Raw genomic sequence first — 15,936 nt, forward strand, 5'->3', positions numbered from 1 at the left:
CGTCAGACCGTACCGGCATCGACGATGAAGTTCTGGCCGGTGCACATACGCGCGGCGTCCGACGCGAGGAAGAGAACCATCGCCGCGATATCCTCCGGCAGGATCTCACCCTTGATCGCCTGCGCCTGCTGGGCAGCTTCCCACTTGTCCGGCGTGAGCCACTGCGTGCGCTGGCGCTCGGTCATCACCCAGCCGGGCGTGACGCAGTTGACCCGGATGCCATCAGGCCCCAGCGCCCGCGCCAGCGAGCGGGTGAAGCCGAGCACGGCCGATTTTGCGGTCGTGTAGGCGATCATGTGGGGAGATCCCTTCATCCATGAGGTCGAGCTCAGATTGATCAGCGAGCCGCCGCCCAGCCCGCGCATATCGGGAGCAAGCGCCTGCGCAACGAACATCATCGGGCGCAGATTCACTGCGAAACGATCATCCCAATAATCAGGCGTCATCGTCTCGAAGGCGTGACGCTCATCATGGCCGGCATTGTTGACGCCGATCGAGAACGGGCCGCAGGCCTCGCGCGCCGCCGTGATCGCGGCTTGCGTCGCGGCGATGTCGCGCAGGTCGACGGTCTGGAACGAGACCGTTCCGCCGGCCTCAGCCAATTCCGCCGCCAGAGCTTCGCCGCGCTCGCGATCCAGGTCGAGAAAGGCGACCCGGGCTTTCTGGCGAATAAGCGCCTCGACGATCGCCCGGCCGATTCCATCGGCGCCACCGGTAACGAGCGCGGCGCGGCCGGCAAGGTCGGGATAGATCGCCTGCGCGCTCATGCTGCGAATTCCGAGGCCGGCAGGCCGGCAACATCGACCGGCAGCGTGAACAGGCCGCCGGAGAAGGGCGCCTCCGCCAGGATGCGCGACGGCAAGCGGACGCGGGCGCTGGTGATGAACAGCGTCTTCAGATCGTCGCCGCCAAAGGCGATGCTGGTCGGGCGCGGTATGGGCAGGCGGACTTCGCGCACCAGCGCGCCATTCGGCGCGTAGCGATGCAGGCACCAGCCGTCCCAGACCGCGCACCAGACGAAGCCTTCGCTGTCGACGGCAAGCCCATCGGGGCGGCCGATGGTGGCATCGATCTCGGCGAAGACGCGGCGTCGCGCGAGCCGGCCCGTCTCCATCTCGAAATCATAGGCGTAGATGCGGCCCGGCGCGGAATCGGCGAAATAGAAGGTCCGCCCGTCCGGACTCCAGTCGAGGCCGTTGGCGACGGTCAGGCCGCTTTCCCGGCGCTCCCAGGTGAGATCGGGCGCGATCGCATAAAGCGAGCCGCTGGTGCGGCTGGCATCAAGCCGCATCGTTCCGGCCCAGAGACGGCCCCGCCGGTCACATTTGCCGTCATTGAAACGGTTGTCGGGAATCTCGGCCTCCGGATCGACCAAGGGGCTCAGCGCGCCGCTGGCGAAGTCGAAAGCCTCGAGCCCGTCCTGCGTCAGGGCGGCCAAGCCGCCGCCGCGGCGCTCAACCACCGCGCTGACCAGGCGCGGCAGCATGACCTCCTCATTGGCCCGCGTCGCGGGGTCGAAACGGTTGACCGAGGGGGCGAGGATATCGACCCAGTAGAGCCGCTTCTCCCGCGCCGACCAGACCGGGCCTTCCGCCAGATGCGCACCCCAGGGCAGCACGCATTCGACCTGCGGATCGGTGGCGCGGCCCGAGCGCGTGCTCGGCGTAATGTTCATCGGCGTGGCGCCGACATTGCCGGAAATCTGCCGGCCGGCGGCCATCAGGTCGCGCCCGGTGACGTGGAGGCGCTCGCTGGTCAGACGCGAACTCGGTCCGAACACGCCGATTGCCGCGACCGCACGGCCGGTATGGTCGAAGATCGGCGCGGCTACCGAGGAGACGCCCGCGACATGCTCCTCGAGCGAAACGGCATAGCCGCGCGCCCGGGCCAAAGCGAGATCGGCGAGCAGCGCATCCTCCTGCGTGAAGCTGGCGTCGGTGAAGCGCTCGAGCCTGATGCGGTCGAAGATGGCGCGCTGCTCATGCGGCTGGGCGAAGGCGAGCAGGGCCTTGCCGCCGGCGGTGCAATGCAGTGGCGCGCGACGGCCGATCTCGATGCGGAAGCCATAGGCGCCGCCGCGACTGCGCTGGTCGATATAGAGCGCCTCGTCATTGTCGATGGCGCAGAGCGCCGCCGTCTCGCGAGTCTCGTCGGCGAGGCGTTCGAGCACGGGAGCGGCGGCGCCGCGCAGATCGAAGGATTCCCAGACGCGGTGCGCCAGTTCGAACAGCCGGTGCCCGAGCCGATAGGTGTTGTCGCTGTCCTCCTGGCGGATGAGGCGGAACAGCACCAGCGTGTTGAGCAGGCGCGCGAGCGTGCCCTTGGGCAGGCCGGTCGCAGCCTGAAGATCCTTGAAACGCGGCGGCGAAGGCGCCTCCCCGATCACGTCGAGCAGATAGAGGCCCTTGGCGAGGGCGGCTGCGCCGGTGGGAACGTCGCGCTCGTCCGGTTTCAGGACCTGCGTTTCGCCCGCGCCTGTGCCGCCTCTTCGATCATGCGGTCGAACGTCCATCGCGGTTCATATCCCAGTTCAGCCCGAATCCTGGCGTTCGACGTCCGATAGAAGACGCCGTTGCCCGGCAGGTCGATGGTCTTCAGGGGAAGCCCCGTCAACTCCGCCATCCCCGGCAAGGCCGCAGCGAAGTCGACGGGCTCAGTCGCGCCGAGATTATAGGTCCGGCCGGCCGCCGCCTCATGGTCAAGCGCGAGCAGGATGCCGTCCACCATGTCGCGGGTATCGGTGATGTGCATCTGGAAGGGGCGGCCCGCCTCGTTGCGCGACAGCACGAGCGCCTCGCGGCCATCATCGGCCTGCTTCAACAAGGCGACTGCGGCCATGTTACCGAAGCCCTCCTGCTGCCGGATCTTTGGATGCAGGAAGAAGCGCGGGCCGGAGAAGACGCTCTCCGGATCCAGCAATTCGGCCGCGTCCTGCGTATGCGAAAAGCGCAGGATCGTCGCGGGCGTGCCACTGGCGCGCTCGAAGAAACGCACGAGCTCCTCGCCCAGGAGCTTGGTCAAACCATAGGGCGAGCGCGGCTTCAGCGGGTGATCTTCGTCGAGCGGCAGATAGTCGGGGACGTTCTCGGGATAGACCTCGCCGGAGCTGGCGAAGACGAGGCGACACGGCTTCACGCGCGCGGCCTCCTCCAGCAGCACGCGCGTGCCCTCGACATTGGCGCGGAACAGCCTGTCGCCATCGGCCGGCAGCCAGGACATGAAGGCGCCGAGATGGAGGATGGCGTCGGTGCCGCTCACTGCGTCCATAGCTGCGGCCCGGTCGTCGAAGCCGCCGAGCACTTCGCGATAGGCGGGGTGCTCGATTCCGGCCGGACGCAGATCAAAGCCCGTGACCTCGCGGCCGGCATCGAGCAGGCGCCGGACCACTTTCGAGCCGACGCGGCCGGCGCTGCCGGTGACGAGAATGCGCGCGGTGGCGGTCACCGGATCGCCTCCTGCGTCACCGCGTCGAAGACGTGCAGCCGGGCCGGATCGAAGGAGAGCGTCAAGCGCTCGGCGAGCGGCCGGCCATCGGGATTGATCAATCGCGCGATCAGCGCATTGCCGCGGCCATCCTCCTCCGCAGCCGCATGCGGCGCCTGACCGACCCGGTTTTCCGGCGGCAGGTCGACATAGACATATTGCTCGCTGCCGAGGCTCTCGACGAGGCGCGGCTGAACCTCGAAGGTCACCGCCCCGGCCCCCAGCGCAATATGCTCGGGCCGCAGGCCGAGGACGACATCCCGGCCCGCGAGAGCCGACGCGTCAGCCACCGGCAATGGCACCTCCTGGCCGAAGAGACGGGCCTGGGCGCCATTCCTGGCCGAGGTCACCGGAGACTGCAGGAAATTCATCCCCGGCGAGCCGATGAAGCCGGCGACGAAGAGATTGGCCGGCTCGCGGAACATCGTGTCGGGATGGGCGATCTGCTGGATCTCACCATCCTTCATGATGACGATGCGGTCGGCCATCGTCATGGCTTCGGTCTGGTCATGGGTGACATAGATGGTGGTGACGCGCAGGCGCTTGTGCAGGGCGCTGATCTCGGCGCGGGTATGGACGCGCAATTTGGCGTCGAGATTGGAGAGCGGCTCGTCCATCAGGAAGGCGAGCGGCTCGCGCACGATGGCGCGCCCGAGCGCGACGCGCTGGCGCTGGCCGCCCGACAATGCACGCGGACGCCGATCGAGCAGATGGTCGATGCCGAGGATTTTCGCAGCCTCGGTGACGCGCCGGTCGATCTCGCCGGATTCCGTACCGCGCATCTTCAGGCCGAAGCCCATGTTTTTGCGCACGGTCAGATGCGGATAGAGCGCGTAGTTCTGGAAGACCATGGCGATGTCGCGATCGCCCGGCGCGAGATCGGTGACGTCGCGCTCGCCGATCGAGACCTTGCCGGACGAAGCCTCCTCGAGCCCGGCGAGGATCTTCAGCATGGTCGACTTGCCGCAGCCGGAGGGGCCGACCAGGACGACGAATTCGCCATCGGCGATATCGAGGGAAAAGTCCTTGAGAACGGTGAGCCCGCCATAGGATTTCGTGACGTGCTCGATGCGTATGCCGGCCATGGTCGGTCCTGGTCCTTACTTGTCCGAGCCAGCCGTGAGGCCGCCGACGAGATAGCGTTCGAGGAAGAGGTAGATCAGCAGGATCGGCAGGGCGACGAGGATCGAGGCGGCGGATATGTCGCTCCAGTTGCTGACATATTCGCCCTTCATCGTGGTGATGCCGAGATTGGCGGTCCAGTTGGTCTGGGCGTTGGTCAGAAAGGTGCGCGCATAGGCGTAGTCCGACCAGGACAGCACGAAGCCGTAGAGCGCGGTCGCAGCCAGGCCCGGCGCCGAGACCGGCAGGATCACCCGGACCATGGCGCCCAGCGGCGAGCAGCCATCGACCATGGCGGCCTGTTCGAGCTCGCGCGGGATCGTGTCGAAATAGCCCTTCAGCATCCAGGTGGTGAAGGGGATGATCAGCGTCGCATGCGCCAGGATGATCGACCACAGGCTGCCGATCAGTTCCAACTGCCTGAAGATGCCGAAAAGCGGGATGACCAGCAGCGTCGCCGGCAGCATCTTCGCGGTCAGGATGAACAGGCCCAGCGATTGGCCGCCGCGGACCTTGAAGCGCGACAGGCTATAGCCTGCCAGCACGGATACCGTCATCGACAAGGTGACGGCGCCGATCGCCGCCAGCGCCGAATTGCCGAGCCATTGCAGGATCGGCCGCTCCGCCAGGATCTGGGCGAAGACGCCCCAGCGCGGCTGGTCGGGCCAGAATTTCGGCGGCAATTGGCGCAATTGGTCGGGCTCGGAGAGCGCGGTGACGACGAGCCAGTAGATCGGGAAGACCAACAGCGCGCAGGTCAGGATCGCCGTGGCGTAGAGGAGGACGCTGTCGAGGCGGTTTCGTTTCATGGCCTCGTCCTCACATCGTGTCCGGTGCGCGCGCGATCATCAGCCGGCTGGCGATGACGCAGACGATCAGGGTGATGACGCCGATGGCCGAGGCGTAGCCCATCTTGAAGAAGCCGAAGGCCTGCTCATAGGTCATGATCGAGAGGCTCTGCGTCGCTTTCAGCGGACCGCCGCCGGTCAGCACGTAGATGATCGAGAAGTCGCGGAAGACCCAGAGCATCACCAGGACGAGCGTGACGCCGAGCACCGGCATCAGCGAGGGGATGGTGATGTTGAGCAGACGCTGCCAGGCGCTGGCACCGTCGACGCGGGCGGCGTTGTAGAAATCCTCCGGAATCGACTGCAGCCCGGCCAGCAGCATGATCGAGACGAAGGGATAGCCCTTCCAGATCATGACGACGCAGACGACGGCGAAGGAGGCACTGGGCGAGGAGAACCAGTTGATCGTGGTGTCGACCAGCCCGAGCTTGATGAAGATCCAGTTCATCAGGCCGAAGGAGGAATCGAACAGCCAGGCGAAGATCACGACGGCGATGACCTCGGGCACGGCCCAGGGCAAAGCGACGAGGAGGCGAGCCAGGGCCTGGCCCTTGAAGCGGTTGTTGACGAGGAGTGCGGTCGCCATGCCGAGCAGGAAACAGCCCGTGCTGACGATGACGACGAGTTTGAAGGTGACCCAGCAGGCGTTCCAGAAATCCTCGGAGGCGAAGAGGCGTTCGTAATTGGCCATGGTGAAGGGCCGGCGCGGCTGGTCGAGCCTGGCGATGTTGACGTTCTGGAACGACAGATCGACCGAGACGAAGAGCGGGTAGACGATGATCAACCCGATCAGCAGTACCGCCGGCGCGAGCAGGAGATAGCCGAGCCAGTGCCGGCGGCTCGGGCGCGCGAGATCCAGGAACGCGGCTCTGGGCATGGTCGGGGCTTCTCCCTGTCGAAGCGTGTGGCGCGACATACCCCCTCTCCCCTTGCGGCAGAGGGTTGGGGTGAGGGGTCGCGCCGCCCTTGCGGGTTAGCGGATCGCAGAGCCAACCAGGCAGCGCACGACCACCCCTCATCCGCCCCTTCGGGGCACCTTCTCCCGCAAGGGGAGAAGGGACGTTCACTGCTTCTGCAGCGCCTCGGCCTTCCGCTGCATGGTCGCGGCGACGATTTTCGGATCGAGATCCTGGATGATCATGCGCTGCGATTCCTCCATGACCATCTTGGCGAACTCGTTGAAGACGAGCTCCAGGCCCTTGGGGATGCGGTCGATCTTGGCGTCGGCGGCCGCCTTGGTCGCCTGGACCAGCAGGTCGAAATGCGGCGTCTCCTTGGACGCGGCCGAGACGTCGGCGCGCGGGCTCGGCGGCGGCGAGGCGCCCAGCGTCGCATAGCTGCTCTGGAACTTGTCCGAAGTTGCGATCTGGATGAAATCCCAGACCAGCTTCTTGTTGTCCTTCGGGATGTCGCTGGCGATGCCGAGCACGTTCGAGGAGCCGCCGACAGGCGGGCTGAACGGCGACATGACGAGCTTGATCTGATCCTTGGCCTTGCCCTTCTGGATGATCGGCCAGAGCCAGGGGCCGTCCGTCTTCAAGGCGATCTTGCCGTCGGCGAACATCTGGCGGACCTCGCCCGCGGCGAGATCACGCGGCGTCAGGCTGTCCTTGACGACGGTCTTCCAGCGGGAGAGGCCCTCGACCATCTGCGGCGTGTCAATCGTCACCTTGCCCGCGTCATTGGTCCAGCGCCCGCCGGCGTCGAGCGTGTAGTTCATCATCTCGCTCATATACTGGCCGCCGCCGCCCTTGGTCTCGTGGCCGGTGCCGAACTGGTCGATGATGCCGTCGCCGTTCAGATCCTTGGTCAGCTTGCGCGCGGCCGCCACGAACTCGGCGTAATTCTTCGGGACCTGCAGCCCCTCCTTCCTGAGCATCTCCTCGTTATAGGCGAGGAAATAGCCGAAATAGAGCATCATCGTGCAGACGGTCTGCTTGTTGAAGACGCAGGTGTCCTGGCCGGCCCAACCCTTCATGTCGAGCTTGGCGTCCTTGATGTAGCCGTCGAGCGGCTCCAGCCAGCCGTTATCGGCGAATTTCTGGAACTCGAAGGAGGCGAGATGGACGATGTCGGGCGGCTTGCCGCCGGCGAAGAGCGTCGTCATCGTATCGGCATAGGCGCCGCGCTCGACCTTGGTCCATTCGATCTTGACGCCCGGATGGGTCGCCTCGAATTCCTTGATGACCGAGCCCCACCAGTCGCCGACGCCGCGCTCATCCTTCTGCCAGGAGACGAATTTGAGAACCTTGCCCTGGGCAAGCGCCGCGCTCGATGCAAACCCCGCCGTCAGCGCCAGGGCGACAGCGGCAGCGGATAGAAACAACCTAGAGCAATTTCCGATCCAATTGGATCGTTCAATAGCTCTAGCCCTTCGTTTTAACGCGTTTTCTTCACGCGAACCGGATTCCACTTCGCTTGAAAACGCTCTGGTCCTCGGCATGACGTGACCTCCCCGGTCGTGTTTTGTTTTTAGTGCTTGCGCAGAAGCTCCAGCGCCGCTTTGGATGGCTCGACGCCCAGCCCCGCGCCCGTCGGCAGGCTGTAGAGGCCTTGACGGCAATCCATGTCGCCGACGAGCAGGCGGCGATTGGGCTCGAAGATCGAGTGCTGGTATTCGTGGCACTCGACCGCGGCCAAAGCGGAGCTCGCGTGCAGGCTCGCGGCCAGGAACAGCCCGATGCCGATCGTGGCGTGCGGAATGAGCTTGAGATGATGCGCCTGGGCATAGAGGCCGATGCGCATGAACTCGGTGACACCCTTGTGCCCCATCTCGGGCTGGATGATCGCGCAGGCGCGGCGCGCCACGCGCGGCACCAGATCATAGACCGTGCGCCACTCCTCGCCAGCCGCAATCGGCGTCGCGACGCGGGAGGCGACGAGGCTGAGCCCGTCGAGATCCTCGGGCTTGACCGGCGCCTCGGCGAACCAGAGGCCATGCGGCTCCATCGCCTTGATCAGCGCGACGGCCTCCTCGCCGCCATGGACCCAATGCATGTCGCAAGCGATGCGCGCTGATGGCCCAAGCCGCGCGCGCAGGGTCTCCATCTCCGCGACGACACCGTCATCGGCGACGGGCGCGGCGAATTTGAAGCTGTCGAAGCCCTGCGCTTGCCACTGCGCCGCGAAATCGGCGCGCTCGCCGCGCGTCGGCTTGGGCAGGCCGGAGATATAGGCCGGCAGGCGCTCATGCCGCTGCCCGCCCAGCAGCTTGACCAGCGGCAGGTTCGCAAGCTTGCCGCAGATGTCCCAGAGCGCGATGTCGATCGCCGCCAGCGCATCGCAATAGAAGCCGCCGGTATAGCCGCGCACCCGCATCAGATCGTAGAGATCGTCATGAATCACGCAGACATCGCGCGGGTCGCGGCCGACAACGAAAGGGCCGAGCAGATCGTCGATGATCGCCATCGCGGCGCCGGGCGCGACGATGCCATAGGTCTCGCCCCAGCCGACCGCGCCGCCCGTCGTCTCCACACGTACGACCACGGTGCGGTCAACGACGGGATAAACGGTGCGATTGCCCTTGCGCACGACATAGCCGCGCTCGTTGACGGTCTCGCCCTCGCGCAGCGCGCCGAGATAGGGCACGTCGCGCGGAATGGTGATCGAGAAGACATCGACCTTGGCGACCCGCTCGCTCATCCCCGCGCTCCGGCGACACGCATGCTGGGTGGAGCCGCCGCCTGCATCAGATCGCCTGCCGCATCGAGCCAGGCGTCGATCTCGGCGAGGTCATGGACGTCCATCGGTGGAACCTTGGCGCGCACGACCCGATTGTCGAGAACGCCGCGCCGCGACAACACATGCTTGGTGAAGGCCATGCGGAAATTCGCCTGGATCACCAGCAGCGGCAGCGTGCGCATATAAAGCTCGCGGGCACGACCGATCTCGCCGGCGCGGAAGGCGCGGTCCATCGCGACATGGACATCCGAAAGCTCGACCGCCGGCATCGCGCCGCAGACGCCGCGATTATATTCGTCGATGAAATAGCGTGCCCCGCCACCGCCGATCACGCCCTTGAGATGGGCAGGCTTGCCAGCGATGAGCGCCGAGATCGCCAAACCCGAGGGCAGCGTCTCCTCCTTGACATAGGTGATGGCGCGGTTGCCCCGGACGATATCGAGGATCGTCTCGGGCTTCAGATCCGAACCGCGCGGCGCCGGCGCATTCTGCAGGACGATCTCAAGCCCGAGCGCCGCATCGGCAATATCCCTGTAGAAGGCAGCCACGGCCTCGAAGCCGGCGCCGACGCTCTTGGGCGCCTGGATCATCACAGTCGAGACGCCGAAACCCATTGCCTCGCGGGCATGACCGACCGCTTCCGCGACGCTGGCGGCACTGGCGCCTGCGACGATCGGAACCCTGCCGGCGACGCGCTCGACCACGACCTTCAGCAAGGCCACCCGTTCCGCCGCGGTGAGATCGTCGACCTCGCTGGCGAAGCCGGGGAAGACGACGCCGTCCACACCAGCGCCAAGCGCGAAATCGGTAACCCGCGCCATGGCGGCGGCATCGATGCCGCCTTCCGCCGTGAACGGTGTCGGCAGCACCGGAAGGATGCCCTGCAACACGACCTAACCTCCCATTGATCCATATGTTGGATCGATTGTTATTATATATGGATCGTAGTTCGCACCCCCGATCAGGTCAAGCCGCGTCGCGGCGGTCCCCGACAGCCTTCGACGACAGGAACGTCGTCGAAGGCTGCCGAAGCCGAGGTTACGATTCGAGGTTTGGAGTGGTGTGGAACCCCGGAGGCCGCCCGGGGGGCGTCGGCGATTACCCGGAGCTTGCTGTTTCGGCTCAGAACCGCGCCGTTATTTGGCGCGTTCCAGAACCTTTCCGAAATCGCGGTCGAGCCCGGCAAGCGCGGTATCGATCCTGTCGCGCCGCTGCTTGGTCCATTGCTCCTGCTGCGCCAGCTTCTGCTTGGCTAAGCCCAGCATGCGCGCCATCTCGGCAGGCTGCGGCCCGCCTGCCGTGGCGCGGTTGCGGATAATGGCGACCGGATCCAGCGTGGCGCGAAACTCCGCCTCGCTTAGCGGCAGCTCCGAACCCGTCACGCTCATCTCCTTCAGCGTGGCCTTGTAGATCCGCTGGGCTTCCGCATAGGGGAAATCCGTGGGTCGGATATTGTTCGCCTTGGCGTAGTCGACCACCTCGGAAGCGAAGTGGTGGCCGACGCGGAAGGGCAGCTTGTATGTGCGCATCAGCACATCGGCGACCTCCTGGGAGGCCGTCCAGTCGCTGTTGAGCTCTTCGAGCGCCCGGGCGGGATCGATGACCAGCCCGTTCAGGATCCGGTCCCAGCCATCGAGCATCGCAATCGTGCCGGTGATCACCGCGGCATTGTCGCGCACGCTCTTCACGTCGCTCATGCCGGGCGGAATATTATGAGCCTGGATGACGCGCCCGATGCCCGCAGTGATCACACTCGAGGCCTGGCTGCGCGTGCTGTTGAGCAGGCCGGGATTGCGCTTCTGCGGCATGGCGCTGGAGACATAGGTGTTGCCGTCGCCTTCCGCCAAAAGGATCCAGGGGCGCGGCTGCGCATACTGGGTCATGACGTCCTCGATGAAGGCGCCGGCATGCAAGGCGATGCTGGTGGCGAGCGCGCCGACTTCGACCGGCAATTCGGCCGCTGCGATCTGGGCCGCGTCATAGGCATTGTCGACCGTATCCACGAAACCGAGATAGCTCGCCATGCGGTTCCGGTTCAGCGGCCAGCTGGTGCCGTTCAGCACGGTCGTGCCCATCGGCGAGCGATCGAGCCGGGCGAAAGCCTCGCGCAGGCGCTGCGCGTCACGATCGAGCCCCGCGACATGGCCGAGCAGATAGTGCCCATAGCTGTTGGGCTGGGCGGCGACGCCATTGGTGTAGTTCGGCACGATGGTGCCGACATGCTTCTCGGCGAGCGCGACCATGGTGGCCGTGACCTTGCGCAGCCGCTCGTCCAGTCGCAGCAATTCGTCGCGCATCATCGCCGCACGCACGGTGGCAAGCATGTCCTGGCTCGAGCGGCCGGCATGCAGCAGGGTTGCCTCGACGCCGGCGGCTTCGATCAGCAGCGGCTCGAAGGTGATGACGAGCGTCGGCCGCTTGGCGCCGGGCTTCTCCGCTGCCTTGAGCATGCTGTCGAGGCCTGCTGCGATCCGTGGCGCGAGTGCGGGGTCGAGCAGGCCCTCATCCGTGTTGATGACGGCACTCGCCTTGTTGATCTCGCCCAACCAGTAGAATTCGTCGCGCTTGGGCGCCGATTGCGCGTTGGCCGGAGCCGCGCAAGTAACAGCCAGCAGCGCCGCAAAGGCGGTTCTTGTCCCGAGCATGGTTCTTGTCCTCCCCAGAGCTATCACCCTGGCCGCATTCCGCTCCGGTCGCGCAGCCAGGGCGCGGTTCCGAGTGAAAGCTACAGCCTCTGGCGAATGCGCCCAAGAGAGTTCGCCCTGCTCGGGCGAAAAGCCTATGCGGCAGGCAGGCGCTGACGTGCGATCGCGGCATGGAAGCGCGCGCCGAAGATCAGGCCCTCATCGTTGAAGTCGTAGGTCGGGTTGTGCAGTGGGGACGACGCTTCGCCATTGCCGACGAAGGCGAAGCAGCCCGGCACATGCTCCAGGAAGCGGGCGAAATCCTCCGAGCCGGTCATCGGCTCGCGCGCCGTCGTCACCGCCGCATTGCCGAAGACGTCACGCGCGGCAGTGAAGGCTTCCTCGACCAGGGCCTCGTCGTTCAGCAGCGGTACGAACTCGCGGGTATAGGTCATCTTGGCTGTGACGTTGTAGGTCAGTGCGGTGCCCTGGGCGATGATGCCCATCTGCTCTTCGATCCTGGCGCTGATCTCAGGCCTGAAACTCCGCGCATCGCCGAGGATGCGGGCGAGACCCGGCAGGGCGTTGCGGGTGCCGTCGGTCAGCAATTCGGTGACGGAGACGACGCCGATATCGGTCGGGCTCAGGCGGCGCGAGACGATGGTCTGGAGATTGGTGACGAGCGCGCAGGCGGCGACGAGCACCTCATTGCCCATCTGCGGACGCGCCGCATGGCCGCCGACGCCCTTGAGCACGATCTCGAAATTATCTTCGGCCGACATGATCGGCCCTGCCTTGGTCTGGAATTGCCCGATGGCGAGGCCGGGCATGTTGTGCAATCCGAAGATCTCCTCGAAGGGGAACCGTTCCAGCAGCCCGTCGGCGAGCATGGCGAGCGCGCCCCTGCCCCATTCCTCCGCCGGCTGGAAGACGAAGCGCACCGTGCCGTCGAAGCCGCCTTGCTCCGCCAGCATTTTCGCGGCGCCGAGCAGCATCGCGGTATGCCCGTCATGCCCGCAGGCATGCATGACGCCCGGCGCCCGGGAGCAATGGGCATGATCGCCCTGCTCGGTGATGCGCAGCGCGTCCATATCGGCCCGCAGCGCGATCGCCCGGTTGCCCGTTCCGCATGTCAGCGTGCCGACGACGCCGGTCCCGCCAATGCCTTCCGCGACCTCGCTCAGGCCGAACTCGCGCAGCTTGGCCGCGACGAAGGCGGCTGTGCGGTTCTCCTCAAAGCCGTGCTCGGGATGGGCATGGAGATCGCGCCGCCAGGCGGTCATCTCGGCCACCAGCGCGTCATGATCGAGCGTCGTCATTGCGGTCCTCCATCCTGCGTTTCGCCGTCATAGGGTGTGGCGCGCATCGAGGGCCGCTGGCTGAAATCGTCATACCACGCGGTGAGCCGCGGCGCGCATTTGCGGAACCCTGGCAGATCGCGGAATTCGAGCCAGGCCAGCGCCGTCGCCAGCGCGATCTCACCGATGGAGACTTGGCCGCCGGTGACTTGGCCAGTGGCGACCTGCGCTCCGAACTCGACTTGCGTTTCCAGATGCTCATAGGCTTCGAGCAGCTTCATCGCCTGTCCCTGCGCCAAAGGCGGATAGCGCAGGGCTTCCGGGCGCCGCAGCGTCTCCCAGCGCAGCGCGATGCCTGCATCGCAAAGGCCCTGGGCCAATGCCTGCAAACGCAGCGCCTGATAGCGCGCCGGTCCCTCGCGCGGGATCAGCCTGCCCAGGCCGCCGAGCCGGTCGAGATAGTCGCAGATGACGACCGAATCGAAGAGCGCGCCGGCATCCGGCGTCAGCAGCACCGGCACTTTCCCCAAGGGATTGGCCGCAAAGACCGCATCGTTGCGGTTGGTCGGGCTGGTCTCGTGATGGACGACATCGATGCTGTCGGCGAGCCCGAGCTCATGGGCGCTGACCAGCACCTTGCGGGCATAGGGGGAGTGGCTCTGGTAGAGCAGCGTCAGGCCGTCGGACATCACGCCGCCCTGCCCGCGACCTCGGCCGGTGTCAGCCCGACGAGTTCGGCGTAGCGCTCGGGATCGGTCGCGCCCTCGGTGTTGATCACCAGCACGCGCGACGAGGTGTCGAGACCCAGCGCCGACCGGATGGCCGGGTCCGCTGCTGCACGCATCAGCCCGGCCAGACCGGCGCAGCCGCTTTCGCCGGCAACGATCGCGGGATCCCCCACCCCGGGGCGGGCCAGACGGTTCATCGCTGCGACTGCATCCGCATCCTCGACCGTCATGAAGCCGTCCGCGACCCGCGACAGCACACGCCAGGCGATGGGCGACAGCTCGTAACACTCCAGCATCGCCATCACAGTGGGCTCGCCATGAGCCACCTTGACCGGTCGGCCGGCGCGAGCGGCCTCGAAGATGCAGGCGGCACGAGCGGGGTCGACCACGGTGAAGACCGGCCGCGCCTCGCCCAGCACGAGCGCCAGATGCGCGGCCACCGCCGCCGCGATTCCGCCAACGCCGGCCTGGACGAAGACATGGGTCGGCCTGGAGGGAAGCTGCTGCAAGGCCTCGCGCACGAGCGCGGTATAACCCTGCATCACAAGGCCGGGGATGCGCTCATAACCATCCCAGGAGGTGTCGGAGACGACAATCCAGCCTTTCTCCCCTGCTATGCGGGCGGCCTCGACGACGGAATCGTCATAGGTTCCGGCGACGCGCATGATCTGCGCGCCGAAGCGGGCGATCGCCGCGATCCGCTCCTCGCTGACGCCGGCGTGGACGACGATCACCGCCTTTGCCCCGGCGAGCTGCGCGCCCTGCGCGACCGAGCGGCCGTGATTGCCGTCGGTGGCACAGGCAAAGGTCATCTCCGCGGCAATCGCGCGAACCTCGGGCTCCCGGAACGCATCCTCGCCCAGTTTCCGGCCAAGCCGCATTTCGGCGGCCTCCAGCACCAGCCTGATCACGGCATAGCCCCCGCCCAGCGCCTTGAAGCTGCCGAGCCCGAGACGGTGGCCTTCATCCTTCACATGCAGGGCCCCGATGCCCAACTCGGCTGCCAGCCCCGGCAAAGCATGGAGCGGCGTCACCGCATGGTTGCTGCGCTCAGCGAGATGGCGCCCGATCGCGTCGGCTCCCGCGGCGCCGAGTGTCTCGGCATCGACGGGAACGAGGGCGCTACGGTAATCGGCATGCTGGTTGAGCAGGAACATCGCGACCTCGCTTGAATGCGGTCTCGAAGGAATATTGCAAGCAACGCGAAAAAGGCGCTGCAATCGAAGGGCCTCAATGCAAGTTTGTTTCGTCGCAGATTTGTTTCGTGAGATCGCCGTGCCCGAGAATCCGCCCCATCCGCTCGATGCCTTCGACCGGGCCATTCTCGCGATCCTGCAACAGGACAACACCGCCCCGCAGCGGGTCATCGGCGAGCGCGTGAACCTGTCGGCGCCGGCCGTGCAGCGCCGGATCCGGCGGATGGAGCAGTCCGGCGTCATCCAGGCCAATGTCGCGATCGTCGATCCCGCCGCGCTCGGCCATCCCATCACGATCTTCGTCGAGGTCGAGCTCGTCAGCGAAACGGCCGGGGATATCGACGAGGCCAAGCGCAGCTTCCTGGCCACGCCCGAGGTGCAGCAATGCTATTATGTGACGGGCGATGTCGACTTCATGCTCGTCGTGCTGGTGCCGAGCATGGCGGCCTATGAGGCGCTGACGCGCCGGCTCTTCTTCGGCAACGCCAATATCCGCAAATTTCGGACCTTCGTCGCCATGGACCGCGTCAAGGCGGGCCTTGCTGTCCCGGTGGCTTAGAGTCGCCCCGCCTTGTGCCATTCGCACCAATGCGCGGCCCGCTCCTTGAGCCGTGCAGTCCGGATATAGGGATCGTCCTCCTCCAGCCGCTCGAGCGCCTCGAAGGAGAACGCCTCGGCTCCGTGCTCGGCCCAGCATTGCTGCAAGGCTTTGTTCGGGTGGTTCCCGAAGCGCAGCGTGAACCATATCCGGTTCTGGATGGTGCTCAGCTCGGCGCATGCGCCGATCCAGGCCTCTCCCGACGCGGCGCAGCGGATCAGATAGACGCCGCTGATGATCTTGCGTTCCTTGTAAGCGGAAACGGCCGCCTTCCTGTCCTCGGCGCGCATGCCGCTCTCCTTCATCCGTCAAAGACCCGCGCCCAATATCACCCGGGTGATATTGACATAGAATATTT

General features: G+C 66.1%; 15 protein-coding genes. 1 reads left to right on the forward strand and 14 read right to left on the reverse strand.

Translation table 11 applies throughout. From position 1 onward, the window contains the following. Positions 1–2: 2 nt before the first annotated feature. The 13 genes from ACSQ3P_RS11080 to ACSQ3P_RS11140 all read right to left on the reverse strand — a co-directional run bounded on the left by ACSQ3P_RS11080 (position 3) and on the right by ACSQ3P_RS11140 (position 14,941). Entirely contained in the window at positions 3–767 is a 765-nt protein-coding gene (locus tag ACSQ3P_RS11080; RefSeq protein ID WP_436165629.1) for an SDR family NAD(P)-dependent oxidoreductase, read from the reverse strand. Beyond that, on the reverse strand, positions 764–2,512 hold the full coding sequence (locus ACSQ3P_RS11085; protein ID WP_436165630.1) for an SMP-30/gluconolactonase/LRE family protein: 1,749 nt from the start codon (positions 2,510–2,512) through the stop codon (positions 764–766). Before ACSQ3P_RS11085 ends, ACSQ3P_RS11080 begins: the two co-directional genes overlap by 4 nt. Continuing rightward, positions 2,452–3,444, reverse strand: a complete 993-nt coding sequence (locus ACSQ3P_RS11090; RefSeq protein WP_436165631.1) for an NAD-dependent epimerase/dehydratase family protein — start codon at positions 3,442–3,444, stop codon at positions 2,452–2,454. Before ACSQ3P_RS11090 ends, ACSQ3P_RS11085 begins: the two co-directional genes overlap by 61 nt. Beyond that, positions 3,441–4,568 carry an ABC transporter ATP-binding protein gene (locus ACSQ3P_RS11095; RefSeq protein ID WP_436165632.1) on the reverse strand — a complete coding sequence of 376 codons (1,128 nt, stop codon included), beginning with the start codon at positions 4,566–4,568 and terminating at the stop codon, positions 3,441–3,443. The genes ACSQ3P_RS11090 and ACSQ3P_RS11095 overlap by 4 nt, the downstream gene beginning before the upstream one ends. A gap of 15 nt (positions 4,569–4,583) precedes the next feature. Continuing rightward, positions 4,584–5,414: a carbohydrate ABC transporter permease gene (locus tag ACSQ3P_RS11100; RefSeq protein WP_092170701.1), complete on the reverse strand. Its 831-nt coding sequence runs from the start codon at positions 5,412–5,414 to the stop codon at positions 4,584–4,586. A gap of 10 nt (positions 5,415–5,424) precedes the next feature. Continuing rightward, entirely contained in the window at positions 5,425–6,330 is a 906-nt protein-coding gene (locus tag ACSQ3P_RS11105) for a carbohydrate ABC transporter permease (protein ID WP_436165633.1), read from the reverse strand. Between the two features lie 186 nt (positions 6,331–6,516). After that, the gene (locus tag ACSQ3P_RS11110) at positions 6,517–7,779 is read right to left on the reverse strand and encodes an ABC transporter substrate-binding protein (RefSeq protein ID WP_436165634.1); all 1,263 of its coding nucleotides are present in this window, start codon (positions 7,777–7,779) and stop codon (positions 6,517–6,519) included. Positions 7,780–7,925: 146 nt separating this feature from the next. Next, entirely contained in the window at positions 7,926–9,095 is a 1,170-nt protein-coding gene (locus ACSQ3P_RS11115) for a mandelate racemase/muconate lactonizing enzyme family protein (RefSeq protein ID WP_436165635.1), read from the reverse strand. After that, positions 9,092–10,024: a dihydrodipicolinate synthase family protein gene (locus ACSQ3P_RS11120; RefSeq protein WP_436165636.1), complete on the reverse strand. Its 933-nt coding sequence runs from the start codon at positions 10,022–10,024 to the stop codon at positions 9,092–9,094. Before ACSQ3P_RS11120 ends, ACSQ3P_RS11115 begins: the two co-directional genes overlap by 4 nt. Before the next feature lie 246 nt (positions 10,025–10,270). After that, the gene (locus tag ACSQ3P_RS11125) at positions 10,271–11,779 is read right to left on the reverse strand and encodes a lyase family protein (protein WP_436165637.1); all 1,509 of its coding nucleotides are present in this window, start codon (positions 11,777–11,779) and stop codon (positions 10,271–10,273) included. Between the two features lie 134 nt (positions 11,780–11,913). Next, positions 11,914–13,077: a M20 aminoacylase family protein gene (locus ACSQ3P_RS11130; RefSeq protein ID WP_436165638.1), complete on the reverse strand. Its 1,164-nt coding sequence runs from the start codon at positions 13,075–13,077 to the stop codon at positions 11,914–11,916. Beyond that, the gene (locus tag ACSQ3P_RS11135; RefSeq protein ID WP_436166237.1) at positions 13,074–13,733 is read right to left on the reverse strand and encodes a glutathione S-transferase family protein; all 660 of its coding nucleotides are present in this window, start codon (positions 13,731–13,733) and stop codon (positions 13,074–13,076) included. The genes ACSQ3P_RS11130 and ACSQ3P_RS11135 overlap by 4 nt, the downstream gene beginning before the upstream one ends. Before the next feature lie 11 nt (positions 13,734–13,744). Then, positions 13,745–14,941 (reverse strand): diaminopropionate ammonia-lyase, encoded by a 1,197-nt coding sequence (locus ACSQ3P_RS11140; protein WP_436165639.1) that lies wholly within the window; start codon positions 14,939–14,941, stop codon positions 13,745–13,747. A 118-nt stretch (positions 14,942–15,059) separates the two neighbouring features. Between ACSQ3P_RS11140 and ACSQ3P_RS11145 the strand changes: the two genes are divergently transcribed. Further along, positions 15,060–15,539: an Lrp/AsnC family transcriptional regulator gene (locus ACSQ3P_RS11145; protein ID WP_436165640.1), complete on the forward strand. Its 480-nt coding sequence runs from the start codon at positions 15,060–15,062 to the stop codon at positions 15,537–15,539. Here the strand turns inward: ACSQ3P_RS11145 and ACSQ3P_RS11150 are convergent. After that, positions 15,536–15,868 (reverse strand): GIY-YIG nuclease family protein, encoded by a 333-nt coding sequence (locus tag ACSQ3P_RS11150; protein WP_436165641.1) that lies wholly within the window; start codon positions 15,866–15,868, stop codon positions 15,536–15,538. The two genes, ACSQ3P_RS11145 and ACSQ3P_RS11150, sit on opposite strands and share 4 nt — an antisense overlap. Positions 15,869–15,936 lie beyond the last annotated feature (68 nt).

The organism is Allobosea sp. LjRoot9 (assembly GCF_964252745.1).
Taxonomy (GTDB): domain Bacteria; phylum Pseudomonadota; class Alphaproteobacteria; order Rhizobiales; family Beijerinckiaceae; genus Allobosea.